This is a genomic window from Rhodanobacter sp. FW510-R10 (assembly GCF_058781105.1).
The window spans coordinates 2,470,184-2,493,276 of sequence record NZ_JBYSWL010000001.1; the positions used below are offsets into that span (position 1 = coordinate 2,470,184).

The window sequence follows — 23,093 nt, forward strand, 5'->3', positions numbered from 1 at the left end:
CGGCACCGGGAGTCGCTGCACAATCCGGGACAGGAATCAAATGTCCGCTTCGGGTCGAACACCGCTCGTTCGTGACATGAGCGCAGCCTGGAAGGCTCCACCACTTCGGCAGGAGTCGGCCATGAATACGAACGATACGTCTGCTCAGCCCCGCGAACCATGGAATAAGGGCAACTCACCGGCCAGAAGGCCCCTCTCAGGCTCCGCGACATCGGGGCCATCCGGATTCGCCTGCAACTGGCCAGGAAGGTTCGAGACCTTGCCTTGTTCGATCTCGCGATCGACAGCAAGCTCAGGGCATGTGATTTGGTGAAGTTGCGAGTGCGCGATGTTGGCTCCGTAGATCGCATCTCTTCGCGCACGATCATCCTTCGACAAAAGACTCAGCGTCCGGTCCAGTTCGAGATCACCGCGCCAACCCGAGAGGCGATCTCCGCCTGGATCAAATGCGCGCAGCTTCGATCCGACGCCTACCTGTTTCCGGGCCGCATCCATGATTTGACCCATCTGTCGACACGGCAATACGCACGAATCGTGGCTCAGTGGATCGCAGGAATCGGTTTGGACGTTGCTGCGTACGGGACGCACACGATGCGTCGGACAAAGGCTACCTTGGTCTATCGCCGCACCAAAAATCTTCGCGCAGTGCAACTGCTTTTGGGACATACCAAACTTGAAAGCACCGTCCGCTATCTCGGCATCGAAGTAGAGGATGCCCTGGAGATCGCAGAGCAGACCGAGGTCTGATCGAAGGAAATGCGAGCCGGATAGCGGGACAGGACCTGGTCGCTATCCGGCCACACCCCGTCAGTCGACGCATCAATCAAGTTGCTCCAGAGCTGACGTTCGCCGTGCGTGTAACGGCGCCGATTCCGGCATGGGACTCTCGCTTAGGCAGCGCTGCTCGTGATGTGCCACCGCGTTCGAGGCACTCGTTTGGCCGAGTCCGCGTCGCTCACTGCCGGCTCGAACCGGCTGCCGTGGGAATCGTCGGTCCGGGAGTGGCAAACCGGCCCGCGTGCGCAAGGTTGCGAAGTGGGGTCGTGCTGGCCGGCCCGCGTGATGAAGGGGGCCCTGAGCACAGGTGGCTACGCTTGAGGTCGGCAAGGAGGCAGGATCGGTATTATCGGCACGTGAATGCGTTCTGGCCTGCGCTTGGGGCAGGGGTGCACAGGTCCGGCCAGCCGTCGCGCTTCCAGTAGTCGACCATGCCCAGCCGTTTGGCGAAGCCCTGGAAGGCGATATCCTGACGCGCCTTGCGCGACCATGGCTCCGGCTGCCAGAGCCAGTTGAGGTAGGCATCGGACAAGCCGCTGTGGCCGTCCTCGTACAGGTCGAACGAGCGCTCCGCTGCACCTAGTTGCAACAGCAAGGTGGGTGCCCACTCATCGTCCGTGTGCGCACCGACGATCTTCAGCGCCATTTGTTTTTGGCTGACGGTGCCAAACGTGCCGAGATAGACCACCTGCAATTCCTGCTCAGGGATTTTTGAGCCCATGCGGGCGGCGGAACTTGCGAAGTTCCGCTTGGCTCCCTCTTTGTCACCGTGAGCCGCATCGTAATACCCGAGCATCAGTTCGCCGAACGGAGAGTCGGCCGTGCCGCTACGGTGGATGAAATCGAGTGCGCCCGCTTGGTCGCCTTCACGCCAGCGGAGCATGCTCTTGTAAAACAACAGAAGGGGGTTGGCAGGGTCGTTGGCCAGCGCGGCATCAAGCCGTGTTTCGGCATCGCGGGTGCGACCCATTGCGGCCAGCTCGTTCGCCGCCCAGTAACTCACTGCGGAATTCTCTGGAGCCAGTTCCAGCGCGCGCTGCATCGGTTCCACCATGGAACTGTAGTGCCGCTGCGAGAACTGGTTGTAACTCAGGGCGGCGTAAGCATCCGCATCATTCGGATTGAGCGCGAGCGCGCGCTGTGCGGCTTGATCAGATGCCAGCCAGCTCGTCTGCCAGTCGGCATTGACGTATTGGGGAAGCACGGCGTAGGCCACAGCCAGCGTCGACCACGCACGTGTGAAATGCGGGTCCAGCCCGGTCGCCTGATCCAGCAGGGCGATCGCTCGCGGCAGGCTGTCACCCACCCGTTTCGTCACCAGTTCCTGCGCCTCGATGAACTTCGCATAGGCCTGCGAATTGTCGGTCACCTTGTCGACCAGACGTCGCGCACCGGCATCGCTGAGGGTGATATCCAGCTCGCTGGCCACGTCTCGTGCGCAGGCGTCCTGCAGCTTGAACACATCGGCCAGGTTGCCGTCGTACCGGTTCGACCACTGCTGCACGCCGTCACTGGTGCGCACCAACTCCGCCGTGATGCGCAGTGCATTGCCCTGCTTGCGCACCGAGCCAGTCAACACATGGGCCACGCCGAGTTGCCGGCCAATTGTTTGCGGTGGCATGTCCTTGCCCTGGAACTGGAATGACGAACTACGACCGAGCACGCGCAGGCTCTTGATCCGGGTAAGCGCGTTGAGGATTTCCTCGGCCATGCCTGCAGAGAACAGTGCCTGGTCCTGCGCTGCGCTGAGATCGGCAAACGGCATCACGGCGATCGAATTTTTCGCCGGGGGCTCGGCGGCAATAGCCTTGGCATCAACGGTGTTTGCCGCCCTGCTGTCCACCGCCATGGCTTGCTGCGCAGGCGGCGCCAAGCGCCACAGCAGCACACCACTCACGACAATCAACCCCACCAAAATCAACTTCTCCGAGCGCGGCATGTTTTGGGCACCGCGCTCACCGTGATACCAGGCCAGCACCAGCACCACGAAGAAACCCATGATCAGTAACAGCGTAATACCGCGACGCAAACTCTCCGGCCAACCAAACTGCGCCGCAACGATATCCAGCACGGGTATCAAAGCTACTGCCACCGCCGCATAGCCCAGCAGCCATTGCACCAGCTTGTGTTCTTTCAGTCGTGCGAAGAATTCTTCCACCGCATGGCCCCGGTCCCCAGCCTCGGCGAGTATAGCGCCGGCCCGCCGCAGCACGGCCGGCCCGGTCGACGGACGAGGCTGGCATGCGCGAGATCCGCTGGAGCCGCCCGCAATAGGCAGCCCACCTGGCCGAAAGCAGCCGTTCGTCACCGTCAGCGACGGGTCGAACACCGCTCGTTCGTGACATGAGCGCAGCCTGGAAGGCTCCACCACTTCGGCAGGAGTCGGCCATGAATACGAACGATACGTCTGCTCAGCCTCGCGAACCATGGAACAAGGGCAACTCACCGGCCAGAAGGCCCCTCTCAGGCTCCGTGACATCTGGGCCATCCGGATTCGCCTGCAACTGGCCAGGAAGGTTCGAGACCTTGCCTTGTTCGATCTCGCGATCGACAGCAAGCTCAGGGCATGTGATTTGGTGAAGTTGCGAGTGCGCGATGTTGGCTCCGTAGATCGCATCTCCTTGAAAGCTCCGTCCGCCACCTCGGCATCGAAGTAGAGGATGCCCTGGAGATCACAGAACAGACCGAGGTCTGATCGAAGGAAATGCGAGCCGGATAGCGAGGCAAGGCCTGGTCGCTATCCGGCCACAACGCGACAGTCGCTACCTGTATTCCATCGCCCCATAGCGGTCGTTGGAGGGTTGATGCAGCGACCAGCCGCCATCTCCGTACTTCCACTCAGATCTCAGCCGGTGGATATGGAAGTCGTGCATTCCCAAATCGCCGTTGATCAGACACTGCGTACCGATCGTGCCCTGATGCACCACGATATCGGCCTTCGACGGTTCGCCCGCACGACATGGCGAAGATTGCTTCCTCGCAGTGCCGCCTCAAGGGTTGCTGAAAACGGCGCCGTGCGGCATAGCGCTCCCCTTCCAACCATCCGGCCACACACGCGTAAAATTGATCACATCCGGCTCGGGTGTCAGTTTGCCGGTGCGGCGCTCAATAGTGGCGAAGCGGATCTTGGTATCGAGCGCGCCATAACCCGTGATGACCAGACGGTTTCCGCCCGGTTCGAGGGCGAGCCAATGCGGGTATTCATCCGGCGCCAGCAGAATGCGGCTGACTTCGTGGGGATGTTCCGGATCATGCATGTCGAGACTCGCGATGGCGTGCCCGCTTTGCATGGTTTCCACCAGAAAATTACCCACGACTATCGGCACCTCGCAAGTGCGGTAGCCGAAGTCATAGACATGTTGCAGCGACGGATTGTCGCCCGCCAGGTTTTGAACCAGGAAAAGACCGCAGTTGAACGTCGGTACGACGACCGTTTTGCCGTCTGCCAGCAGACGAGGCTCGGACGAATCCGCAGCAGTATCGTAAAACGAGTCGGGTTGCGGCGGCAGTTGCAGGGTTTTGAGCAGCTTCAGATCCGAGAGCCGCCATATTTGGGTAACGTGGCTGACTTGTGCGCCCATCATGTCTGCGCTGCTGGTGACAACGCGGTCGAGCTTCGGAACGACGGTCAGACTGTATGGGCGAATATTGGGATGCCCTGGCGCGATCGCCGACGCAGTTCTCACGACCCGACCTTCGAGATCGAACTCCACCAGTCCGCCCGCGGCATGGTTGAACCCACTGGAATACTGGAACGTCGCCAACGTGTTGCCGTTTGACAGATAGACGAACGAGTGTGGATAGCCGAAAGCGCCGATGCTGCCGAATTTCCGCGCCAGCCTCGGATGCGCGGGGTCACGAAGGTCAAAAACGTAAGTGCTGTTCCCGAACCAATCGTTTGCGTACAAAACATCATTCGGGGGTTCCGCATAATTCGTGTGATGCGCCATCACCGCCTCACCAACGGGCAGCATAGCCACGAGCTTGCCGAACGACGGTCCTCCGCCGACATCGAACACGGCGAGGAAGTCGTTGCCCAGTCCGAGTCGACCACGCCTTGTGGCAATATGGGCTGGCGTCATTGCCGTATCAGCAGCTTGAGGATGACTGGCTTCCATTGCCCACACGAAAAGATAGTGGCCGGAACCCGGCGCCGCTGCCGCGATCAGCGGCAACGTCGAAACCAGCAGCAGCAAGCAACGGAACATTGCCTTCTTCATGACTCGCTTCCTCACTGATTGGTGGCAAAGCTACTTCACGACGGAGATATGTGGAACGGGTTCTTTTCTGGAATGCGTTTTACAGTATGTCTCCACACCAAATGCGTGACGGCAACAAGTCTTCCCGAAAGCGGACGGTCGCCACAGGCCACTTTGGGTCGAAAGCAGACATCGTTTCACCATCTGCTGAAACGCTGAAGTCCAGCTGCCGCTACGGCAGCAGGGATGGGTCTGTTAGATACGTTCCGATCTGCGCGAAAAGCTTGGCACGTGCCGCTTTGTCGGCGCGCGAGCCGCTAAGAAATGCCGCCACGACAATGGTCCGGCCGTCAGGCATCGTTATCACGCCTATATCGTTGAAGGCCGCCGTTTGGCCTTCCAGTGTGTACGAAGTCCCGCACTTGTCCGCGAGGCGGACACCCTTTGGCAGCCCGGCCCGCAAGCGAACGGGTAGCGTTTGACCTTCCATGAGCTCGATCAGCCGCTTTGTCGACTCGCGGGAGAGCAGCTCCCCGGCCCAGAGCTTTTCAAGGAAATCGGCCGCTGCGTCGGGCGTCGTGCGATTGCGCGGATCTTTCATATAAGCCCGGTAGCCGCGCCGCTGGCGTGACAGCGCAGCAAGGTCAGACTCGCCATCCGGGATCGTGCGCCCGCCGGTCGTATCCCGGAATATGCGGCCAACGTCGCCTTCGGAAAGATCCACGCGCATGCTGTCGACGCCATGGTCCCGTAGGAACTGGGTGACCACATGCGGGCCACCGACCAGCTTGATCAGGGCGTCGACAGCCGTATTGTCACTCTCGCTGACCGTGGCGGACAGCAAGCGCCGGACTGTGAAGCGCATGCGCTCGCCCTTGAATAAAGCCCCGATGGATGGCACTGCCGCCCCCGGCACGAGATCTTTTCGATCAATGGTGACCATCTGGTCCAGACCGATGAGACCGGCATCGACCCGGGACAGCACCGCCGCAGCAACGGGCGCCTTGATGACGCTCATCATGGGAAAGGCGTGATCTGCGTTGACCCGGGCCCGGGTACCTGTGCGCAGATCCACCGCCGTAATTCCCAACACGCCGGGCTTTGCGCTCTTTGCGAGCACCGTCAAAACGTGCTGCAGACGGGAGCCTGGAACCTCGGCCACCTGGGCGCTCGTTGGGAGCGACATGGACGCCGACAAAAGCAAAGCCAGGGCGAGCGATCGGAGGCTCATGGACATCCATGCTGATATTTACGACTCCAGAGCGGATGCTATCAGTCTTGGTCAGCCCGGCTGCGTCCCAACTGTCTGCCCCGAATCCGCTCGCGGCCGATAGCGAAAGCCGAACATGCCATCAAAGGTACCAACAGATACCACCAGATTCCCTACGGACCGGGATGGCCTGTGTCAGGCCCAGGCGGAGCGTGTCAAAGAGCTCGTCGAACCCGCTTCCACGAACCGGACGGTGGATGGCTTCGGCGCGCATTTGCACCCTTCAAACAGGGTGCTAGCATGCGAGACATCGGTTTCCCACTGCAGAGGGGAAGCGTCATGGCAACCAATTCGGAACCGTTGGACGTCCAAAAGTTGCTGGTTGGTGCTGGAAAGCTGGAAATCAGCCTGTTGAGCGCCGGCATAGAGACCATGCAGGTGTACCTCAACGAAGCTTCGCGCTTCACGGAGCTCGCGGCCGAAGTACTCAAGGCGGCGCAAGACGACAAGGCTTCACTTGCGGAGACCGCGCGCAAGGTGAAATCGTTTGGTCAACAAAGCCTGCGGACCTACGCGGACTTGGCACAGCGCCTCAGCACACGCTATTACGAAGGGCTCGATCGCATCGCGGACGGCACGCAGAAGCGCGACGTCGACACGACGAGCGCACCCAGGTCCGCAACCACGAAGCGCACCGCATCCAGGAAGCGCGCCGTGCCGGCGAAGCGCACCGCATCCACGAAGGGTGCCGCACCGGCCAAGCGCGCCGCGCGCCGGCGCCAATGAGTTTTCGGGCTTGCGAGCGGCGCGTGCTCGAGCATGAGCACACGTCCAACGGTGAGCGCCCGGTTGCCCGCCGCGAGGTTGAAGCGCTGGTTGCAACGGGTCTATACCACTCGAGTACCGGCTCGCCCACCGGCGCTTCGCACTGGCGGCGTCCGCTGAGCGACGGCTCCTGCCTGCATCTGGTGGTCGAGCCGGGCCGCGCCCGTTTGCATCACGATGCGTTCGACCCGCATGGCAACCTGCTGTCGCTCACGCTGCACATGACGCATGAAGCGCGCTCCGAAGCCGTCGCGCTGACGGCGCTGGCCTGGTCCGTGGTCAGCCTGCTGGCGCAGCGGAGCGGGCCGCAACTCTCGCCGCCGCCGCTTCAAGCAAGGCACGCCAGTGGCGCTCCAATAGAGCACCAATGATCGTGCGAAGAGCTTCATTGGCGATTGGCACGTCACAGCTCCACTCGACACGGGAACCACGGCCGCCAAGGGCGGCCGCGAACACCAACGAACCTCCCACGTCGCCAGGCGCGTGCAGCGCAGCCGATTCGGCTCGCCATTGCACGAGTGATTCGCCTATTCGGTATGCGAACGTCACTACGCAGTCCTGCAGGCCGTCCTCCAAATGAGGTCGCAGTAGGGCCGGTAAGCTGACGCGTATACGCCACTGCTGATGGATCAATACGTGGCCTTGGGGAGTGACTCGACGCTCCAGCACCCGTGCGCTTTCCATGTGCGGCAGCGCCGCTGCCAACTCGCAGGTTTGCTCCACCAGCGCTTCCATCAGCGAGGTCGGCGAACCCTGGAGCAGGAGGATGGCCTTCATGTCCGTGCCGCCTGTACCGCAGACAAGGGCCGCAAGCGCGCGGCAACGTTTTCGGCTATGCGACCTTGGTCCAGCAACCAGGCAAGCGCCGTCGTCAACGCCTCGCGCGCAGGACACGGCTCCCAGCCCAGCGCCGAGAGCCGTGCGTGGTCGTACCAGTAAAAGCGGCAGGCCATGCGCGCTTCGTCACGCGTAACGGCAGGCCGTCGACCCGCAATTCGTGCCGCCGCCTCCATGGATGCCGCAGCCAGATAGGCTGCCGTATGGTTCAATCTGAGCGAAGGGCCAAAAGTTCCGGCCAGGTCGGACACCATGCCGTGCAGCGCCTCCCAACGCAGGTTCTCGGCACCCGCCACGTAGCGCTGCCCAGGCACCCCGCGCTGAGCTGCGATCATGTGCGCCAAGCCCACGTCCTGCGCCGCGACGACATTGCAGCCGCCGGGAAAGGTGCAGCGCATCGGGTCATTCAGGTAATTTGCCAGATTCCCGTTGCTTGGCCCGAGCCGGTAATCGTGGGCGCCGATCACCAGCGTCGGGCACACGGCAACGACATCCAGACCGAGACGCTGCCCGACATCGAATGCCGTGATCTCCTGCTGCACCTTTGCCAGCACATAATTGGATGGCTGGGGCTCGGCGAACACCGCGTCTTCGTCCAGCACCTGCGGTTTCGCGGCGGAGCCCAGCGTGACCGCCGAAGAAGTGACGATCACGCGGGCCGCACCGGCTGCATGCGCCGCCTGCAGCACCTTGCGGGTGCCACGGACGGCGAGATCATTCTGCGCCTGGGCCGAAATGCCGTCGTAGGCAAACACCGCGGCGGCGTGGAACACCCACTGGCATCGCCGCGCTGCGCGCTCGACGCTTGCCGAATCAAGTACGTCGCCTTCGCAGATTGTCACGTCCAGCCCGGCGAGTGCCCTCCGGTCGCTGCCAAGCCGCACCAGTACGCATACGTCATGGCCACCATCGAGCAGGGCACGTACGATGTGCGCACCGACTATTCCCGTCGCCCCGGTCACCAGAGCGCGCATGGCTAGCCTCCCTCGCCGGGATCGGCCAGCGCGTCCAGGTCGTGGGAGACGGCGTCGGCCAAGCCTTGGAAAAAGTCGGGCGCATCCCTAGCCAGCGCCGCGAAACCGGCGACCCACTGGTCTTCTCGGTCCCTGATCCCAGGGGCGGGTGCTGGCGGCGCAAAGTGGCGGAAACCGGCGCCGTCGGTGACCAGCGGCTCCGGGCCGCCCCCCGTCGCTGCCTGTGGTGCATCCGTCCCCATGAGCCAGGCAGCCATGTGCCCCATGTCGCTGAGACCGCGCCGGTCGCGCAGCAATTCCGCCAGCGCAGCGGCGGCCGTGGCAAGAAAACGCGGCAGCGCGCGCTGCGGGTTCTCGACCGATGGCTCACGCCCGATGCGGAATTCCTCTCCGTCGTAGGCCTTCTGCAGGTTCCGCAGCGTGCCCTCGAAGTAGGTGGCGTACGCACTTTCTATGATGGGGTCGCGCAAAGCCGGCGCAAGGTCGATGTCGAACAAGCGGAACGGGAGCGGTACCGTGAACTTTTGGCGGCCGAACACGCGCACGCGGGTCAGTCCCTCCGCCGTGCGCGTGAACGTCGCTCCGCCGTCGTCGACGCTGGCGCTGCCATTCGGGCTTGCTACCGTGCGCCAGTGGATGGTCTGGCGACCTGCGCGGCGGCGGATGCACTCGATCTTCTCCACGTCGATCACCTCGCCGCCAAACAACACCATCCAGTTCGGCTGCTGCAGGTAGACGTTGCGCTCGGCCTGGTGCACGACCCTGCCGCGACGGTCGCGCCGGACCACGACGGTATCGCCACCAATGTAGTCGTTCATGTACTGGATCGCCTTCGCGATGTCGACACGGCGCACGAAGACGTCGTATGGCAGCGGGAATACATGTTCATTGCCAAATAAAATGGCACCGTCGACGTGGCGCCAACGCAATCCATTGCGGCCCGCGGGGATGTGCTGGAGGAGCGCTTCGTACGGCGCAAACTCGGCCTCGATTGCATCGTAGGTCGCCGCGCCAAAGGCATGCGGGTCCATGCGCAGTGGTGAGTCACGACGACGCAGCCGTTGCTTCGCAAACAGGGTCTGCTGCGCGCGCACGAAGCCGTCAATGCGCACCAGCAACAGGTTCAACGCAACCAGCATCCAGAATGCGCGCGGGTCCTCGTCGACCCGCGCCACCAGCGGCGCCACCATGGCGTTGAGGCGGTCGCTGTAGAAGTCGCGCAACGCGAAACGTTCGCGGTCGACCTTCTGGAACCACGCTGCGGACATGGCGCCCAGCCCGTCGCTGGCGTTGCGCCGGCGTGCGGCTTGCGCCATCACCGGGTGCACGTTGTGCCACATCGGCCAGGGCGACAAATCACCCTCGATGCGGTGCGGCGGCAACCCGAGCGCATGCAATGCGAGCGCGTTCACGGGCGACACATACGGGTCGAGCCCCATGCGCGCGGCAGCAGCCCAGTCTGCGAGCAGCGCGTTCTGGCTAGCGATCAGCGTGTGCGTGGCCAACGGCCGCGGCGCCCGATGGCCGGCGCCGCCATGCGCGCTTACGATGGCGTCGATCAGGCACCAGTGCGGCGGCGCATCGCGCAATACCGTGAGCGCGTCCTCGGCGACACCCCGGCGTACCGGCGCCAGGGCAGCCAGGTTGTGCACGCCCAGGGCGTAGTGGCAATCCTCGTGGGTGCGGCATTTCGCGAAACCGATGCGCAGCGCGGCGCCTTTCCAGGCGGCGCCGCCGCGCGCGTCCAGCACTTCGTAGGGACGGCCGCGAGGCGTCTCGAAACGGTAGCCGACGAGTTCCGGCACCGCCATCGGGTCACGGTTGTACAGCCAGAAATCATCATCGGTGCGTGCGTCGGCCACCGCCACGTCGTCAAACCCGTGGTCGTGCAGCAGGTCGATCAGATGTTCGACGAGTGCAGGATCGGTGCCTGCCTGGGGCGCGGCCTCATAACAGTCAAGGTCGGGTTTGATGACCACCGGCCCGCGCCGGGCTCCTACGTCTTCCCAGAACCCGCTCGCGGCGAGCACCTCTTCGAGCAGCGTGGCTCCGGCCGCCCCGGCGCGCTCCCGCACCCACACCACGGATTCTGCGTTGGCAGGGCGTCGAGTCATAGCAGGAATGACCGCCAGGTAGGATCTGCGACAGCGCCAGTGTCACCCCGGATGGCCGATAGCAGGGGCTCATCCATGCAGGGCACGGGGTGGATCATGCTCGGCCGCGGCGTGTCGATCAAGAGGATCGTCAGGGGCTTTCACAAGCCGTGTGGGCTGCGTTTCCCCGCGCCGGCATCCACCGCCTGCGCAGCCCCGGATGCCGCGATTGCCGCGTCACGCCGATACGCGCCTGCCGCCGAAACAGCGATATCCTCATCCCAGTGCGTTTCCCGCAACAGCGGCGTCCGGGGCAACCCTCCATGAAGAGCTATCCGTACCGCTTCCACGTTGCGCTCGATGGCAATGGCCTCAACGGTCTCGAGGGGCTGGCGGGGATTTGCCAGTTCCTGTTCGACCCCACTGACAACAGTTATGCATGGAAGGTCAAATATTTCGACGGTATTGCCGGTGGCCACTCGGTGAGCCTCAGTCCTGGCGGTTCGCTTGGCTTCCTTGGCAACACGGGCCAGCATCTCCTGATCTACGACGGTTCCGACTCGCATGAGGTCGCCCGCCAAAGCACCCTGCGTTTCGAGGTCAACGACACTTCGTTGCGCGGCAGCACACACGCCGTTTGGCTGTCGGAACACGAGTTCATCGCCGCCGTCGGCGACTTCCTGTACCGCTTCGACGTACGGCACCTCGCCGCCGGTGAGAAGATCGGTGCCCACGGGGTCAAGCTGCCGCATGCAATCAAGCGCACGGCATCCGGCCGCTACCTCGTTTACGGTTCGATGGACCATCCCACGCGCGGCGAGGCGCGGGAGATCGGCTTGTTCGACCTGTACACGGGTGTCGCGCGCCGCATCGAGCTGCCTGCAACCTGCTGGCACGTGGCGGTCGACGCGCACCGCGACCTGGTTTACGCCCTCAGTTTCCGGGTAAAGCCACAAGGTGGCTCAGACTGGTACGAATGGGCCATGGCCTACCTGAAGGAATACGCCTTCGAGATCGACGTCGAGAGCGGGCAGGTGATCCGTCATTGGGTCGCCGGACGTGACGTTCCGGCGCACATCAATTCCGACGTGGTGCTTTCGGACGGCGAATTGATCTTCTGCACCGGCGCCAGCCAGACCATCATGATGATCGACCGGGAGAGCCTGGCGCGCTGGCGCCTCATTGACGAGCGGCCCGATATCGCCACCCTCGCCGGACATGGTCGCGCGTTGGGCGTCCAGGTCGCCGATGCACTGACCCGCGGCAACATCGTGCCCGAAAGCCGGCATTTCCTTGCCGCGCTGCGAATTTCCCGCTACGCGGTTCTGGACTCGGTTTACGCTTGTCAACTCTCCAACGATCAGACCCTGCTGTTCACGGCAAACCGCGGGCTGAATCACATAACGATCTATGACTACCCGTCAAACCAGCTCCGGTTGCGGGTACCCATGCCTTCCTTGAAGGAGTTCTTGCCCTGGGCCACCTCTGGCGACCAACGGCTTGGATTCCACCATGGCGTCTTGCTCAGCCCGGCGGCGCCCCAGGCCTGAACTGGCAGGATATGCGGCTGGCTTTGAAAGCTTCGTGGTGCCCCTCTGCACCGATCTGCGCGAGCGACTGCAACAAGCCCGCGCCACCCAGTCCCGTCTCGCCGACGCGCTGGTGAGCGCAGCAGCCCAATCGTCTTCATGCTGAGCGCCATCATCAAACCGGTGCTGGATTTGTGCCGCTACGAGATTGCGGCCTGGAAGAAGCGCCGCAATCCCGCCCGCGCCCAGGTCCAACGCCTGCCGCGCGGGTCAAGGTGCACTTTAAAGGCCGCTTTGGGTCGGCACCGGTCAACGACCGATCAACGTCTCTATTAGGCCCAAATCCGCCCTCCGGGTAACGGGTGGCAACGGCCGCCGATTGTTCTTCTTCGGAAGCTGAATAAGAAATCGTGTGGAGGTCAGCACCCGCACACCGGTCGACACCCGTCATAGGTACAACTTTGTCTGGAAGGCCAACTCTGCGAGAAAACAGTCGGGACGAATACGGAAAGCGACGGTGTCTGCCCCAGAACAGCCAACGCTTGTATATCGTTTATCGATATGATACATATTGCTAAGCGATATCACATAGGCTTGAGCCATCATGAAAGCCCCACCCAAGGCACTGTCCCTGTCCTATGTGGCGATTCGCTTCCTGATCGTCCTCAACTTGATCTACGCGGCCTTCATCGCAGGGATGGCGGTAGTCAGCCTGATTCCTGGCACGATCCTGTGGGAGGCGTTGGGCATGTTGCCGTTCCCGGGCGAACACCGCACCCGGATCGTGTTCGGCTTGCGCGCCGTGATGGTAATCGGCATTGCCGGCGCCTTCGTGGTCGACCGGGTCCTGCGCCAGCTGCTGGCAATCGTCGATACCGTGCGCGCCAGCGATCCTTTCGTCGCCGCCAATGCACGTCGGCTGGAAGTCATCGCCTGGTGGGTGCTGGCAGGCGAAGGGTTGCGGCTGCTGGTCGGCGCGATTGCGTGGACCGCGATCCGCGGGGTACAAGCGCTTCACCTCCATCTGGGCTTCTCGTGGACACCGTGGCTGGCAGTCCTCTTGCTGTTCGTACTCGCGCGCGTGTTCGCCGAAGGCACACGCATGCGCGGCGATCTCGAAGGAACGGTCTGATGGCCATCATCGTCCACCTCGACGAACTATTGCACGCGCGCCGCATGACACTTACCGAACTTTCCATACGCATCAACATCACCGTTGCCAACCTGTCGATTCTGAAGACCGGCAAAGCCAAGGCAATTCGCTTCTCCACGCTTGAATCCGTCTGCGCGGCGCTGGATTGCCAGCCTGGGGACCTGCTCGCCTTTGATCCCACGCAACCTGCGGAGGACTGACCCATGCATGCCGTTGCCCGCTTCTTCGCATCCGATCCCCGGCATCACGAGGGTGTGCGTCCGGTGCAGATCTGGGGTCTGCGCGCGTTTTACCTGCTGATGCTGGTATTCGTCGCACCCGTCGCGTGGCAAGCGCTGCTGACGCATTCAGGTCCGTGGGACCCGGTGCGCGCGGTCGCGACCGTGGTATGGGCCACCTATCCCTCGCTGGCCTTGTTCGGGCTTGTGCATCCGCTGCGCTGGCTGCCGCTGATGCTCTTCGCGATAGGCTACAAGAGCTTGTGGTTGATCTTCATCGCGTTCCCGCTGTGGCGGGCGGGTACGTTGTGGGGCACACCCGCCGGCGAGATTGCCGCTTCGTTTTTCGCGCTGCCTCTGCTGATCGCCGTGGTGCCATGGGGCTATGCATGGCGGACATATTTCGCTCCGTCGCAAGCAACAGACCGCCAGCGCAGCATATCCTGAGCCTGCAGCCATGACGCCAGAAACCCGGAACATGATCATGCGCTTCAATGGCGGCAGACTGCTGGGTGCGCTCCTGCTGCTGCATCTGATCCTCGGGCTCATCGGCCCCTACATGGTATTGGTGCCGATGGCCGCGCCACCGGGCGGTTTCCTAGAGAACGCGGCGGCAATGGACACGTCAGCCAGAGCGAGCGTGATGGCGCTGATGGCGGGCGTGGTAGCCCTGATGTTGATCACGCTGGTGCCTTGGGCGACATGGCGAGCCGCGGCGCCGAGACTGGCACTGACGCTGCTCGTGCTGGCCGCAGCCAACGTGGCGTTGCAACTGCTGGAGAACGTGCAGTGGCTGACCATGGCGTCGGTCAGCGCAGCGCACCACCGGAGCGGTCAGGACGCGAGTGCGGTCACAGCGCTGGTGGCGGCCGTGGGAGCCCAGTTCAAGTGGGTGCACTACACCCACATCCTGACCCTGGTCAGCTGGATACTCGTCCTGTTCATCATCTTCCGGCAGGCGCACCTGTTGCCCCGCGGCATGGCGGAGGTGGGCATCGCCTCCAGCGTCCTGCACATGCTCGGCATCCCGCTGCCGGTGTTCGTTGGCATACACGTCCCGGGAACCGCGCTGTGGGGGATTCCGCTGGCGCTGACGTATCTGGGCGCCGGACTTTGGCTGCTCGTGCGTGGCATGCGCACGCTGCCGGGCGCAGGCAGCACGCTGGCAACGGGTGTCGGTTGACGGCTCGTCCACAAGACGACCCCACCATGCAATTCCGGGAACCGACCAACAGAGCGGACGGTCATGCGCGTGGCCCAAAGGGCTCCTTTGGGTCGCATGGCGCCGGCTATCCATACGCCCTACGACGCCGGCCCGCCTGTCGGTTTGTGGCATACGGGCGCGCCACCGCGGGTGGTAAAGTGGCGACGAGGTTGGGTGTCCAAGCGGCATGGCCTCCCTTGCCGATCCGACAGGAGTACGCGATGGCTGCCGACTGCTATCTCTGTCAGAAGCGGTACTCTGAAATTCCCGGGCAAGTCGCGGGCGATGCCGTTGGCGCCTGCAAGCTTTGTGGCGTTTTCGCCTGTCTCGCGCATGGGAGACGGGACCCCAATCGACCTGCGTATATCTGCGGATGCTGCGTTCCCAACCTGCTCGCGGCTGCGGCAACACGTCGGGTGGATCCTGGTCATGCGCCGCCGGGCATGGATCCGTGGGCCCGTGATGTCGAGACGATCAAGGATGTGGTGCCGGATTTCGATGGCGACGACTGGTCCGCTGTACGCAGCGACATCGAGTTCCTGTCCAGGCAATTGAGCCGTGCAGCACCGAAGGCTTTGCAATCGTTGGTAGGGGCCATGGATTCGCGCGAACAAGAACTGCTGGCTGCCGCCATCGCCATCGCGGTACGGTTGCAGCTGCACGCTGACGACTTGATGCCGACACTCCAACTGCTGACCGCGTCGGTGCTGCAAGACCATGTCTGAGATCGAAGTGTTCTTGCACGCGCTGGGCACGGAGCAGTCAGTATCCTTGCCTGCGAATGGCCTGCAGGACTTGGCCGGCGCCAAATATCTCCGCCTGCGTCGGGATGATCTCCCGGAGCTTGTGGATGTATTCCCGGTCGCTCGGGTTCCGCGGGAGGGCGCAAGTGGCAATCAGGTGTACCTCCAACCCGGCCAGCTCGAGCTGAACTACGACCAATGCGTCCCGGCCCGCGCCTCGCGCGCGTCTTTGTGGGCCTATCGCCGATCACAACTCCGGACGCCAATGGGATACCTCGTGCTGGCCACGCTCGCGACAGCGATCGTCGGTGCCGGGATAGATGGGTCGTTGGCGATCGGCAAGTCGGGGACGATTCTGATCCATTGCAGTGCGGCGATGCTCGCCGCGCTCGCAGCGGTGTCAATGGCTTGCAAAATCCTCGCTGCGCTCTTCGCGTTCCTGCTGGCGCTTTGGTTCAGGAAGTAAATCGGGCGTGAACAAATTGTCAAGCGTGAGATGGCCTGGAACCCTTCAGACACGAAAAAGCCCGCCGTGATGCGGGCTTCTGGGGACTCGTGGGTCTTGGTGACATCGCCTGAGACCCTGACTTGGTACCGGTGAGAGGACTCGAACCTCCACTGTGTCACCACAAGCGGATTTTGAGATTGATTCCCGAGAATAGGATGGGACTACGCTGGAACCCGCAGAGCCTTGCTGTGCTTGGTTTTCCAAGAGGCTAGTCCCGCTTAGCCTTACGCCCTGACCAGACCGATTGCGGCAGACTTTCCGATGCCGTGGCTCCTGGCTGGTTCCTGCGTTCGATCCCGAACTAGGAGGCGTCATGGCTAAGATCAGGCTCACCAAATCCGCTGTCGATGCGGCTGAAATCACCGGCAAAGACTACGAGCTGCGGGACACCATTGTCCCCGGCTTTCTCTGCAAAGTCACCGGCCACGGCCGCAAGGTCTTCATGCTCCAGTACCGCACGAACTGGGGCGAGCGCCGCAAGCCGAAGATCGGCCAGTTCGGCGAATTGACCGTCGAGCAGGCCCGTTCGATCGCGCAGGACTGGCTGGCCGACGTGCGCAAAGGCAATGACCCCAGTGCCGCCAAGCTGGCCGCCCGAATGGCTCCCGCGGTCAAGGAACTGTGCGAGCAGTTCATCGACGAATACTCCAAGCCACGTAACAAGCCCCGGACGGTCGATACCTACCAAGGCTACATCGACCGCCACATCGTGCCCGCGATGGGCAGGATGAAGGTGCCCGACGTGACGCGCGCTGACATCACGATGCTGATGCGAAACAAGGCGCATATCGCCGTCACTGCCAATCGGGTTCTAGCCTGCCTGCGCAAGATGTTCAACATGGCCGAGGTGTGGGGCTACCGACCCGATGGTTCCAACCCATGCCGCCATGTCCCCAAGTACCGAGAGGACGGCGAAACGCGGTACATCACCGATGAGGAGCTGGGCCGCCTTTATGCCTATCTCGACCGTGCAGATGCCGAGGGTCTGGAGCATCCGACCTTGACGCTGGCGGTCCGCTTACAATTCGAGTTCTCCGCGCGCATGTCGGAAATCCGCACACTTGAATGGGTCTGGGTCGATTTCAAGAACCGCCGCGTCGTCTGGCCGGACAGCAAGACCGGGGACATTTCCAAGCCGATGAGCGAAGTGGTGTACCAACTGCTGTCGAACGCCCCTCATATCAGCGATTCGCCCTACGTGTGCCCGGCCATCTTCGACAGCAAGAAGCCACTGCCCGAAGGTACCTACTACAACGCCTGGAAGCGCATCCTGGGACGCGCGAAAGTGCCGCACGTCGGAACGCATGGCATCCGCCATCGTGCGGCCACCGATATCGCCAATTCTGGCGTTCCCATCAAGGTCGGCATGACACTGACCGCGCACAAGACCGTCACCATGTTTATGACGTATGTGCATACGGAGGACGACCCGGTTCGGGCGGCTGCGGAGAAGGTAGCCAACTTGCGGCGGGAGACCATCGAGAGCTGTGCGCCGGCTGCGGCGCCGCTGGCGGCCCCCGCCGTCGAGGATGGCGACAAGACCTTTACCAGCCAAGGCAACTATCGCCCGTATCGGCACCGCAAGCACCAGGCGCGCGCCGTACCGCCCGGTACGAAGCGGGCCAAGGCCAAGCCCGCGCCAGAAGCGCTGGAAACGGCCATCCCCTAAATCACGCCCCCGAATTGTCGTATCGCTGTCACGACAATCCGGGGGCTTGTCTTCTATATCCGAACAGGTATAATCATGACCGAGAAACGCAAGCTCCTGTATTGGGAGGGCTCGTCGAAAAAGGACTTCAAGGAGTTCCCCATCGACGTGCAGAAGAACATGGGTGTGGCGCTGTTCGTCGTCCAGTTGGGCGGCACGCCGGATTCGGCCAAGCCCTGGAAGGGGTTGGGTTCGGGCGTGTACGAACTGATGGAAGATCACCGGGGCGACACCTTCCGCTCGGTCTATACCGTGCGGGTCGGCGACGCGGTGCATGTGCTCCATGTGTTCCAGAAGAAATCCAAATCCGGCATCGCCACGCCGCAGCCGGACGTGGCGTTGATCGAGAAGCGGCTGAAAGCAGTGCTTGCCCGCTACGGGGCGAGTGGGAGAACGTGATGACCAGTATCGACCATCCCCAAGGCACCGACAACGTGCTGCTCGACCTCGGTTTCGATGACGCCAAGGAGCTGTCGGCGAAGGCTGCGCTCGCGTTCAAGCTCAACGAACTGATCGACCAGCGCGGTTTGAGCCAGATGGCGGCTGCGACGATTACCGGCATGACCCAACCGAAGGTGTCGCAGGTGCGCCGCTACAAGCTCCAGAACATTTCGCTGGAGCGGCTGATGCAGGCTCTGGTGTCAATGGATCAGCAGGTCGAAATCGTGGTGCAGCCGGCGCGACGTGCCCATGCGCCGGGCATCACCGTTGCGGTCTGAATCGTCGCGGAGCGTCGGCATGGAAGGCGACGCTATAGCACTGCGCCGTAGGGCCATCGCCCGGGCTCTGCACTTCATGTGGGGATCCCATCAAGCAGGAACCGCCAGTGAGAACTTGGCGGCGGAGGCCTCGAAGACCACGAATGCGCCGGATGGTTTAGGCACCTGATAGAAGACGGCCGTGACGTTCTTAAGCACATTGGCCGATTTGTTCTCGACCGCTTCACGATCGCCCATATGAAAGACCATCTCCGAAATGTCATCGGGAAGCCCGTCCGTGAGTGGTCCTATGCTGATCGAAAAATAGACCCATTTGCGCCCACCCATGTAATGAGACCCGTAGATACCCGTTTCATCACCCAGCTCAATCTCGCGGTCAGAGTGTGTGAAAAACACATCCAAGTAAATGCTGGCCAGAGCGGTCAGGTCTTCGAACAAAAATCCGACCTTTTTACTCAACTCAAAATCGCCGCGCTGGGCTCTGAGATCGTAAACGACTCTCATGATGTGGATCGGCTCACCGACACCCGAGGGCGCATAACGCCACATGTGATCTTTGATGCCGAGGTCGACTCCGTTCGCGTATCGTTTGATGTGGCACGCGCCGGACTGATGAAAGCTGACCTTCATGGTTTTCTGCATTGACGTGCGTGTGGCATAGAGGCATCCGTCATTCCTGTTGCAGAAGAAGGACCAGACCTCAGAGCAGCGGCTTTCCGTCGTTTGGATGGCAAAGCGAAATATCGTTGTCATAGCGTCTCGTTGTCGTCAATCAACCCAAACGTTCACCAAGCCCGGCCGGGCAGGCGCTTGATGTCGTCATCGCTGATAAGGGGCGCAGGCCGTCCTCTGACCAGCAGGGCAACTGCCCCAGCCCTTACGCTGGTGCTGCGGCGCCCGCTTCCTGAAACCCCCGGGCGAGCAGCGCGGGTCGCAATTCCTCCAGTGCGTTAGCCGGTACGCCGAGCCACAGGAGGTTGCGGGCGCGGGTTACCGCGACATAGCCGATGCGCCCGACCTCGGTATCTACGCCAGCCAACAGCGCGTTGGCATGTTCCCGGCTCGCCAGGTACAGCACCGCATCGAGGCTTTCGCCCTTCGCCTGATGAACCGTGTCTACGCGGATTCGCAGCACGTCGTCGTTAGCCGCCAGATCGACTGCGGCGATCAGTGGAGTGTTGGGTAAGCCTCTGCGTGCAAGCTTGTTGCCCAGGTTGTTCGCGCTCGCCAGTCCGTGCTCCTGCTCGATCGTCGCCAACAGTGCCCTTGTCCTTTCCAGCAACTGCGGGTGCCACTGCGTGTCCCCGGTCAATGTAGCGGCGGGCAGTCCCAAATCCAGGTCGCGGGTGAACGTCCATACGAGCCGACGCAGTAACCGATCATCCGGGTAGCGCGCAGGCTGCGTGATCTGCGCGACGAGTCCCTGCGGCGGGTTGGCCAGCAGGCCGACGATGCAGGCGGCCACCAGCTTGAACGCGCCGAGATAGTCATGATGCCGATCCCGCAGGATTGCGGCCTGTGCTAGAGCCTTGACGGTCCCCTGACCCGGCGCACCTTCATTGCCGGCGAGCCGGTTGGCCATGTCGCGACCCCGACAGAGCACCGCCGAGCATTTGAGATTCAGGCCGGCGGCCAACACCGTAGCCTGGAACGCGGAGATAAGGTTTTCGCGTTCGGCATTGCGGTAGGGCACGAAGTACGTGCCGTGCGTCGTCTCGGGCGCATCCCGGTCAGCGGTGTCGGCGCGCGTCGAGAGCCTGTTGGCAAGGTCCAGTATCGCCGGCACGGAGCGGTAATTCTTGGTCAGGCCGAGAGTGCTGACGCCTTGTCGTTTCCCGTACTGCGTCAGGAAAGCCCCGTTCGCGCCGGCGAACTCGTAGATGCCCTGATTCGGGTCGCCGATCAGCGAGATCTGGCAGCCCGCGCTGATGAACTGCTCGATGATGGCCTGATGCACCGTACCGATATCCTGCGCCTCGTCGATCAGGATATGGGGGTAGCGGCGGACCAGGGCGCGCAGGATGCTGGGCTGGTCGTCCAGCGTGCGGAGACACCAGTAACGCCCGAGGTTGTGAGTGTAGGCACCCACCTGCCCGAGGCGGCGGACGAGACCTGTCGCATACGCGGTGTCCAGTCTTTGCGTCCTGTCGTTGTCCGAATAGCAGAAGTAGACAGTGCCGCCGTCGATACCGACCTGCATCTTCGTGATTTCGCGCGGATACGTGCCGGTCTGGAACTTGAAGCCGTTGAGGAACGCTTCTCCGCCTGTCACCAGAAATGCGGCCTGCTGCGCGCCCATCGTTCGATAGGCGTGCGGATGCAGGACGTTGCTAGTGATGAATCCGTCCAACGTATCGATCTCGACGCGATCATGGGTAAATCCGCCGGACGCCACTTGCGCCAGATTCCGGTACTCCTGCCTGAACGTGTCCACCGCAACATTGGAGAACGAGAGGAGGGCAACGCGACCCCGGTGCTCGCCGAGCTGCCGGCGCATCTGCGCGAGCCGGCGCACGGCGGTGAACGTCTTGCCGCTGCCGGCGCAGGCGATTACGGACATCGGCGCGAGCGGCGCGCCGATGATCTGCAACTGCTCGTCGGATACCTGGGTCATGGATCGGCCTGCTGAACCTGGCAGGCATGGGCGATCGCCTTGCTTATGTAGTCCGGTACCACGCAGGCGGCGCCATCGACAAACACCTGCGCCAGGGTTTGGCCGAAGCGGCCTTTCTGCACGTTGTTCTGCGGGCGCTCGAACATGCCGCTGAACAGGGCGCGCGCCTTGGCCGCGTCACCTTCGGCCGCCTCGACTGCCGCCGAGACCGTCTTGCCGATCTTCGGGTGTAGCTCCGTAAGAGTGGCTAGCATCGCCGTTCGGTTGTCGGCATGTAGCGCCAAGTCGTATTCCAGCGTCTTGAGTCCGTGGAAGACCTTGACGAAGGCGTCCTCGCGCTCCTTCATCTTGGCGGTGTTGTCCGATACGTTCACCGCATCGCCAGGCGCTGGGTAGAGTGCTTGCGCTTCCCCGCCGCCTTCCGGTTCAGCTATCGGATCCGCGTCGGTGATGACTGCCACTGGGATCTTCAATGCCTTTTCGCCGAACAACGGCAGGAATGAATCGAAGTTCAGTCCTTCGACGCTGATCAGGCTGACGCCATGCGCGCGCAGCTTGTGGCCGCACTTCTCCGCCAGCACGCTTACCAGCATCAACTCGGCGGCACCTTCGACGAAGATGACGCGCCGGGCGAAGAACAGTTCGGCACGGGTCACGTCGAGATAGCGTTCCAGCTTCTCGCGCTTTCCCTTGTCGAAGGTGATCGTACGTGGAAAGAATGTCTCCACGGAATTCCCCGTGTCGACCAGGCAGGCCAGGCTGTCGAGGTCGGCGATGCTGGCGAAGTTGGGGGAATGGCTGGTGACGAACAACTGGACAGGCTTCTCGCCCTCGACCGCCTTGATCATCTCCAGATAGCTGAGCAGCACGGCTTGGAGCTGCGGGTGCAGATGCGCTTCCGGTTCCTCGACGATCAGGCTGCGGTAGCTCGCATCAGGGTTCTTGGCCAACTCGCTAAGCACCACGGCCATGAAGATCAGATTGTTGAAGCCGAGTCCGTTCTGCTCGATCTCGAACGTATCCACCAGCAGCGATAGGCGCGAAGCAAGCCGTTGGAAGTCGCTGCCGCTCAGGCCGAGGTCGAGCACTTGGGCAAGCTGCGGACCGAGCATACTGTCATGGCGGCCCTTGATTGCCGTGTGGGTGTTGATGACCGGCTCGTGCTTTTTCAGTTCCTCGTCGAGCTTCTTCAGCGCGTCGTTGATACCTTCTCGTCCCGCGTCGTCGGCGAGAAGCTGGAACAGGCGCGACAACTGACTGCTGCGGCTGGGCTTGAGTCCATGCGAGGCATCCCGCAATGGTGGTAGATAGACGCCGCGCAGGTTCTCCATTATGTCGGTAGTCAGGCTCAGGTCCTCGTGATCGCCACACCAACGCTTGGCGCGCAGTCGGCCGGTCTTGTCGGCTTCCGAGTAGCGGATGGTGATGTGGGCTTCGAGCTTGCCGGCGTCGCCAGGTTTCAGTGCTGCGAGGAAATCGGCTTCATCGTCTGCATCCAGGTCGCGAAAGATGTACCGAAATTCGATGTCACCCGTTGGCACTCCACCTTTTGGTCGATACATGTCCTCGCCATCCAGTCGAGGGTAGGGTTCGTCGTATCCTGCTAGCAGCGCGCGCAGCGCATCGATGACGGCGGTCTTGCCGACGTTGTTGGATCCGACCAGAACGTTCAATCCGGGCTGGAAGCTCAAATTAACTTTCTGCAACTTTCTGAAGTTCGATATTTTCAATTGTGCCAGGTACACCGACGGTCTCCTTTGCGGCTACGTCCCTGAATGAGCG

The 23,093-nt window shown here is 62.4% G+C and carries 21 protein-coding genes; 13 read left to right on the forward strand and 8 right to left on the reverse strand.

What is annotated here, in order from left to right; translation table 11 throughout:
* Positions 1–264 precede the first annotated feature (264 nt).
* Complete coding sequence (locus tag AC3WJB_RS10550; protein WP_492681335.1) at positions 265–747, forward strand: tyrosine-type recombinase/integrase; 483 nt, start codon at positions 265–267, stop codon at positions 745–747.
* Positions 748–1,123: 376 nt separating this feature from the next.
* Here the strand turns inward: AC3WJB_RS10550 and AC3WJB_RS10555 are convergent, their stop codons facing one another.
* The 3 genes from AC3WJB_RS10555 to bla form a co-directional block, all read right to left on the reverse strand.
* Positions 1,124–2,935, reverse strand: coding sequence for a hypothetical protein (locus tag AC3WJB_RS10555; protein WP_492681337.1), 1,812 nt, complete (start codon positions 2,933–2,935; stop codon positions 1,124–1,126).
* A gap of 832 nt (positions 2,936–3,767) precedes the next feature.
* On the reverse strand, positions 3,768–4,997 hold the full coding sequence (locus tag AC3WJB_RS10560) for a YncE family protein (protein WP_492681339.1): 1,230 nt from the start codon (positions 4,995–4,997) through the stop codon (positions 3,768–3,770).
* A gap of 211 nt (positions 4,998–5,208) precedes the next feature.
* The gene (gene bla / locus AC3WJB_RS10565) at positions 5,209–6,207 is read right to left on the reverse strand and encodes a class A beta-lactamase (RefSeq protein WP_492681341.1); all 999 of its coding nucleotides are present in this window, start codon (positions 6,205–6,207) and stop codon (positions 5,209–5,211) included.
* A 318-nt stretch (positions 6,208–6,525) separates the two neighbouring features.
* On the opposite strand from bla, the gene AC3WJB_RS10570 reads away from it, so the two are divergent.
* Together AC3WJB_RS10570 and AC3WJB_RS10575 are read left to right on the forward strand one after the other, a co-directional pair.
* On the forward strand, positions 6,526–6,972 hold the full coding sequence (locus tag AC3WJB_RS10570) for a hypothetical protein (protein ID WP_492681343.1): 447 nt from the start codon (positions 6,526–6,528) through the stop codon (positions 6,970–6,972).
* A gap of 23 nt (positions 6,973–6,995) precedes the next feature.
* Positions 6,996–7,382 carry a hypothetical protein gene (locus tag AC3WJB_RS10575; RefSeq protein ID WP_492681345.1) on the forward strand — a complete coding sequence of 129 codons (387 nt, stop codon included), beginning with the start codon at positions 6,996–6,998 and terminating at the stop codon, positions 7,380–7,382.
* A 402-nt stretch (positions 7,383–7,784) separates the two neighbouring features.
* Here AC3WJB_RS10575 and AC3WJB_RS10580 read toward each other — a convergent pair whose 3' ends face one another.
* Positions 7,785–8,822, reverse strand: a complete 1,038-nt coding sequence (locus AC3WJB_RS10580) for an NAD-dependent epimerase/dehydratase family protein (RefSeq protein WP_492681347.1) — start codon at positions 8,820–8,822, stop codon at positions 7,785–7,787.
* Positions 8,823–8,824: 2 nt separating this feature from the next.
* Positions 8,825–10,906 carry a DUF362 domain-containing protein gene (locus tag AC3WJB_RS10585; RefSeq protein WP_492681349.1) on the reverse strand — a complete coding sequence of 694 codons (2,082 nt, stop codon included), beginning with the start codon at positions 10,904–10,906 and terminating at the stop codon, positions 8,825–8,827.
* A gap of 332 nt (positions 10,907–11,238) precedes the next feature.
* On the opposite strand from AC3WJB_RS10585, the gene AC3WJB_RS10590 reads away from it, so the two are divergent.
* The 10 genes from AC3WJB_RS10590 to AC3WJB_RS10635 all read left to right on the forward strand — a co-directional run bounded on the left by AC3WJB_RS10590 (position 11,239) and on the right by AC3WJB_RS10635 (position 18,697).
* Positions 11,239–12,465: a hypothetical protein gene (locus AC3WJB_RS10590; RefSeq protein ID WP_492681351.1), complete on the forward strand. Its 1,227-nt coding sequence runs from the start codon at positions 11,239–11,241 to the stop codon at positions 12,463–12,465.
* A 583-nt stretch (positions 12,466–13,048) separates the two neighbouring features.
* Complete coding sequence (locus tag AC3WJB_RS10595) at positions 13,049–13,576, forward strand: DUF2975 domain-containing protein (protein ID WP_492681353.1); 528 nt, start codon at positions 13,049–13,051, stop codon at positions 13,574–13,576.
* Positions 13,576–13,797: a helix-turn-helix domain-containing protein gene (locus AC3WJB_RS10600; protein ID WP_492681355.1), complete on the forward strand. Its 222-nt coding sequence runs from the start codon at positions 13,576–13,578 to the stop codon at positions 13,795–13,797. Before AC3WJB_RS10595 ends, AC3WJB_RS10600 begins: the two co-directional genes overlap by 1 nt.
* 3 nt (positions 13,798–13,800) lie before the next feature.
* A complete protein-coding gene (locus tag AC3WJB_RS10605) occupies positions 13,801–14,262 on the forward strand; it encodes a hypothetical protein (protein WP_492681357.1) in 462 nt (153 codons plus the stop codon).
* Between the two features lie 10 nt (positions 14,263–14,272).
* Positions 14,273–14,998, forward strand: coding sequence for a DUF4386 family protein (locus tag AC3WJB_RS10610; protein WP_492681359.1), 726 nt, complete (start codon positions 14,273–14,275; stop codon positions 14,996–14,998).
* Positions 14,999–15,240: 242 nt separating this feature from the next.
* Complete coding sequence (locus AC3WJB_RS10615) at positions 15,241–15,744, forward strand: hypothetical protein (RefSeq protein WP_492681361.1); 504 nt, start codon at positions 15,241–15,243, stop codon at positions 15,742–15,744.
* Positions 15,737–16,228, forward strand: coding sequence for a hypothetical protein (locus tag AC3WJB_RS10620; protein WP_492681363.1), 492 nt, complete (start codon positions 15,737–15,739; stop codon positions 16,226–16,228). The genes AC3WJB_RS10615 and AC3WJB_RS10620 overlap by 8 nt, the downstream gene beginning before the upstream one ends.
* Positions 16,229–16,583: 355 nt before the next feature.
* Positions 16,584–17,939 carry a tyrosine-type recombinase/integrase gene (locus tag AC3WJB_RS10625; protein ID WP_492681365.1) on the forward strand — a complete coding sequence of 452 codons (1,356 nt, stop codon included), beginning with the start codon at positions 16,584–16,586 and terminating at the stop codon, positions 17,937–17,939.
* Positions 17,940–18,014: 75 nt separating this feature from the next.
* Positions 18,015–18,377, forward strand: a complete 363-nt coding sequence (locus tag AC3WJB_RS10630; protein WP_492681367.1) for a type II toxin-antitoxin system RelE/ParE family toxin — start codon at positions 18,015–18,017, stop codon at positions 18,375–18,377.
* Positions 18,377–18,697: a helix-turn-helix domain-containing protein gene (locus AC3WJB_RS10635; protein ID WP_492681369.1), complete on the forward strand. Its 321-nt coding sequence runs from the start codon at positions 18,377–18,379 to the stop codon at positions 18,695–18,697. The genes AC3WJB_RS10630 and AC3WJB_RS10635 overlap by 1 nt, the downstream gene beginning before the upstream one ends.
* Positions 18,698–18,787: 90 nt before the next feature.
* Here the strand turns inward: AC3WJB_RS10635 and AC3WJB_RS10640 are convergent, their stop codons facing one another.
* The 3 genes from AC3WJB_RS10640 to AC3WJB_RS10650 form a co-directional block, all read right to left on the reverse strand.
* Positions 18,788–19,327, reverse strand: coding sequence for a hypothetical protein (locus tag AC3WJB_RS10640; RefSeq protein WP_492681371.1), 540 nt, complete (start codon positions 19,325–19,327; stop codon positions 18,788–18,790).
* A gap of 247 nt (positions 19,328–19,574) precedes the next feature.
* Positions 19,575–21,311, reverse strand: a complete 1,737-nt coding sequence (locus AC3WJB_RS10645) for a UvrD-helicase domain-containing protein (RefSeq protein WP_492681373.1) — start codon at positions 21,309–21,311, stop codon at positions 19,575–19,577.
* Entirely contained in the window at positions 21,308–23,056 is a 1,749-nt protein-coding gene (locus AC3WJB_RS10650) for an ATP-dependent nuclease (protein ID WP_492681375.1), read from the reverse strand. The genes AC3WJB_RS10645 and AC3WJB_RS10650 overlap by 4 nt, the downstream gene beginning before the upstream one ends.
* Positions 23,057–23,093 lie beyond the last annotated feature (37 nt).

What these genes read in the sequence shown, in the direction of transcription:
- AC3WJB_RS10560 (WP_492681339.1), bottom strand. Translation starts at nt 4,997, where the DNA reads ATGAAGAAGGCAATGTTCCGTTGCTTGCTGCTGCTGGTTTCGACGTTG.
- bla (WP_492681341.1), bottom strand. Translation starts at nt 6,207, where the DNA reads ATGAGCCTCCGATCGCTCGCCCTGGCTTTGCTTTTGTCGGCGTCCATG.
- AC3WJB_RS10570 (WP_492681343.1), top strand. Translation starts at nt 6,526, where the DNA reads ATGGCAACCAATTCGGAACCGTTGGACGTCCAAAAGTTGCTGGTTGGT.
- AC3WJB_RS10580 (WP_492681347.1), bottom strand. Translation starts at nt 8,822, where the DNA reads ATGCGCGCTCTGGTGACCGGGGCGACGGGAATAGTCGGTGCGCACATC.
- AC3WJB_RS10590 (WP_492681351.1), top strand. Translation starts at nt 11,239, where the DNA reads ATGAAGAGCTATCCGTACCGCTTCCACGTTGCGCTCGATGGCAATGGC.
- AC3WJB_RS10595 (WP_492681353.1), top strand. Translation starts at nt 13,049, where the DNA reads ATGAAAGCCCCACCCAAGGCACTGTCCCTGTCCTATGTGGCGATTCGC.
- AC3WJB_RS10600 (WP_492681355.1), top strand. Translation starts at nt 13,576, where the DNA reads ATGGCCATCATCGTCCACCTCGACGAACTATTGCACGCGCGCCGCATG.
- AC3WJB_RS10605 (WP_492681357.1), top strand. Translation starts at nt 13,801, where the DNA reads ATGCATGCCGTTGCCCGCTTCTTCGCATCCGATCCCCGGCATCACGAG.
- AC3WJB_RS10610 (WP_492681359.1), top strand. Translation starts at nt 14,273, where the DNA reads ATGACGCCAGAAACCCGGAACATGATCATGCGCTTCAATGGCGGCAGA.
- AC3WJB_RS10615 (WP_492681361.1), top strand. Translation starts at nt 15,241, where the DNA reads ATGGCTGCCGACTGCTATCTCTGTCAGAAGCGGTACTCTGAAATTCCC.
- AC3WJB_RS10620 (WP_492681363.1), top strand. Translation starts at nt 15,737, where the DNA reads ATGTCTGAGATCGAAGTGTTCTTGCACGCGCTGGGCACGGAGCAGTCA.
- AC3WJB_RS10625 (WP_492681365.1), top strand. Translation starts at nt 16,584, where the DNA reads ATGGCTAAGATCAGGCTCACCAAATCCGCTGTCGATGCGGCTGAAATC.
- AC3WJB_RS10630 (WP_492681367.1), top strand. Translation starts at nt 18,015, where the DNA reads ATGACCGAGAAACGCAAGCTCCTGTATTGGGAGGGCTCGTCGAAAAAG.
- AC3WJB_RS10635 (WP_492681369.1), top strand. Translation starts at nt 18,377, where the DNA reads ATGACCAGTATCGACCATCCCCAAGGCACCGACAACGTGCTGCTCGAC.
- AC3WJB_RS10640 (WP_492681371.1), bottom strand. Translation starts at nt 19,327, where the DNA reads ATGAAGGTCAGCTTTCATCAGTCCGGCGCGTGCCACATCAAACGATAC.
- AC3WJB_RS10645 (WP_492681373.1), bottom strand. Translation starts at nt 21,311, where the DNA reads ATGACCCAGGTATCCGACGAGCAGTTGCAGATCATCGGCGCGCCGCTC.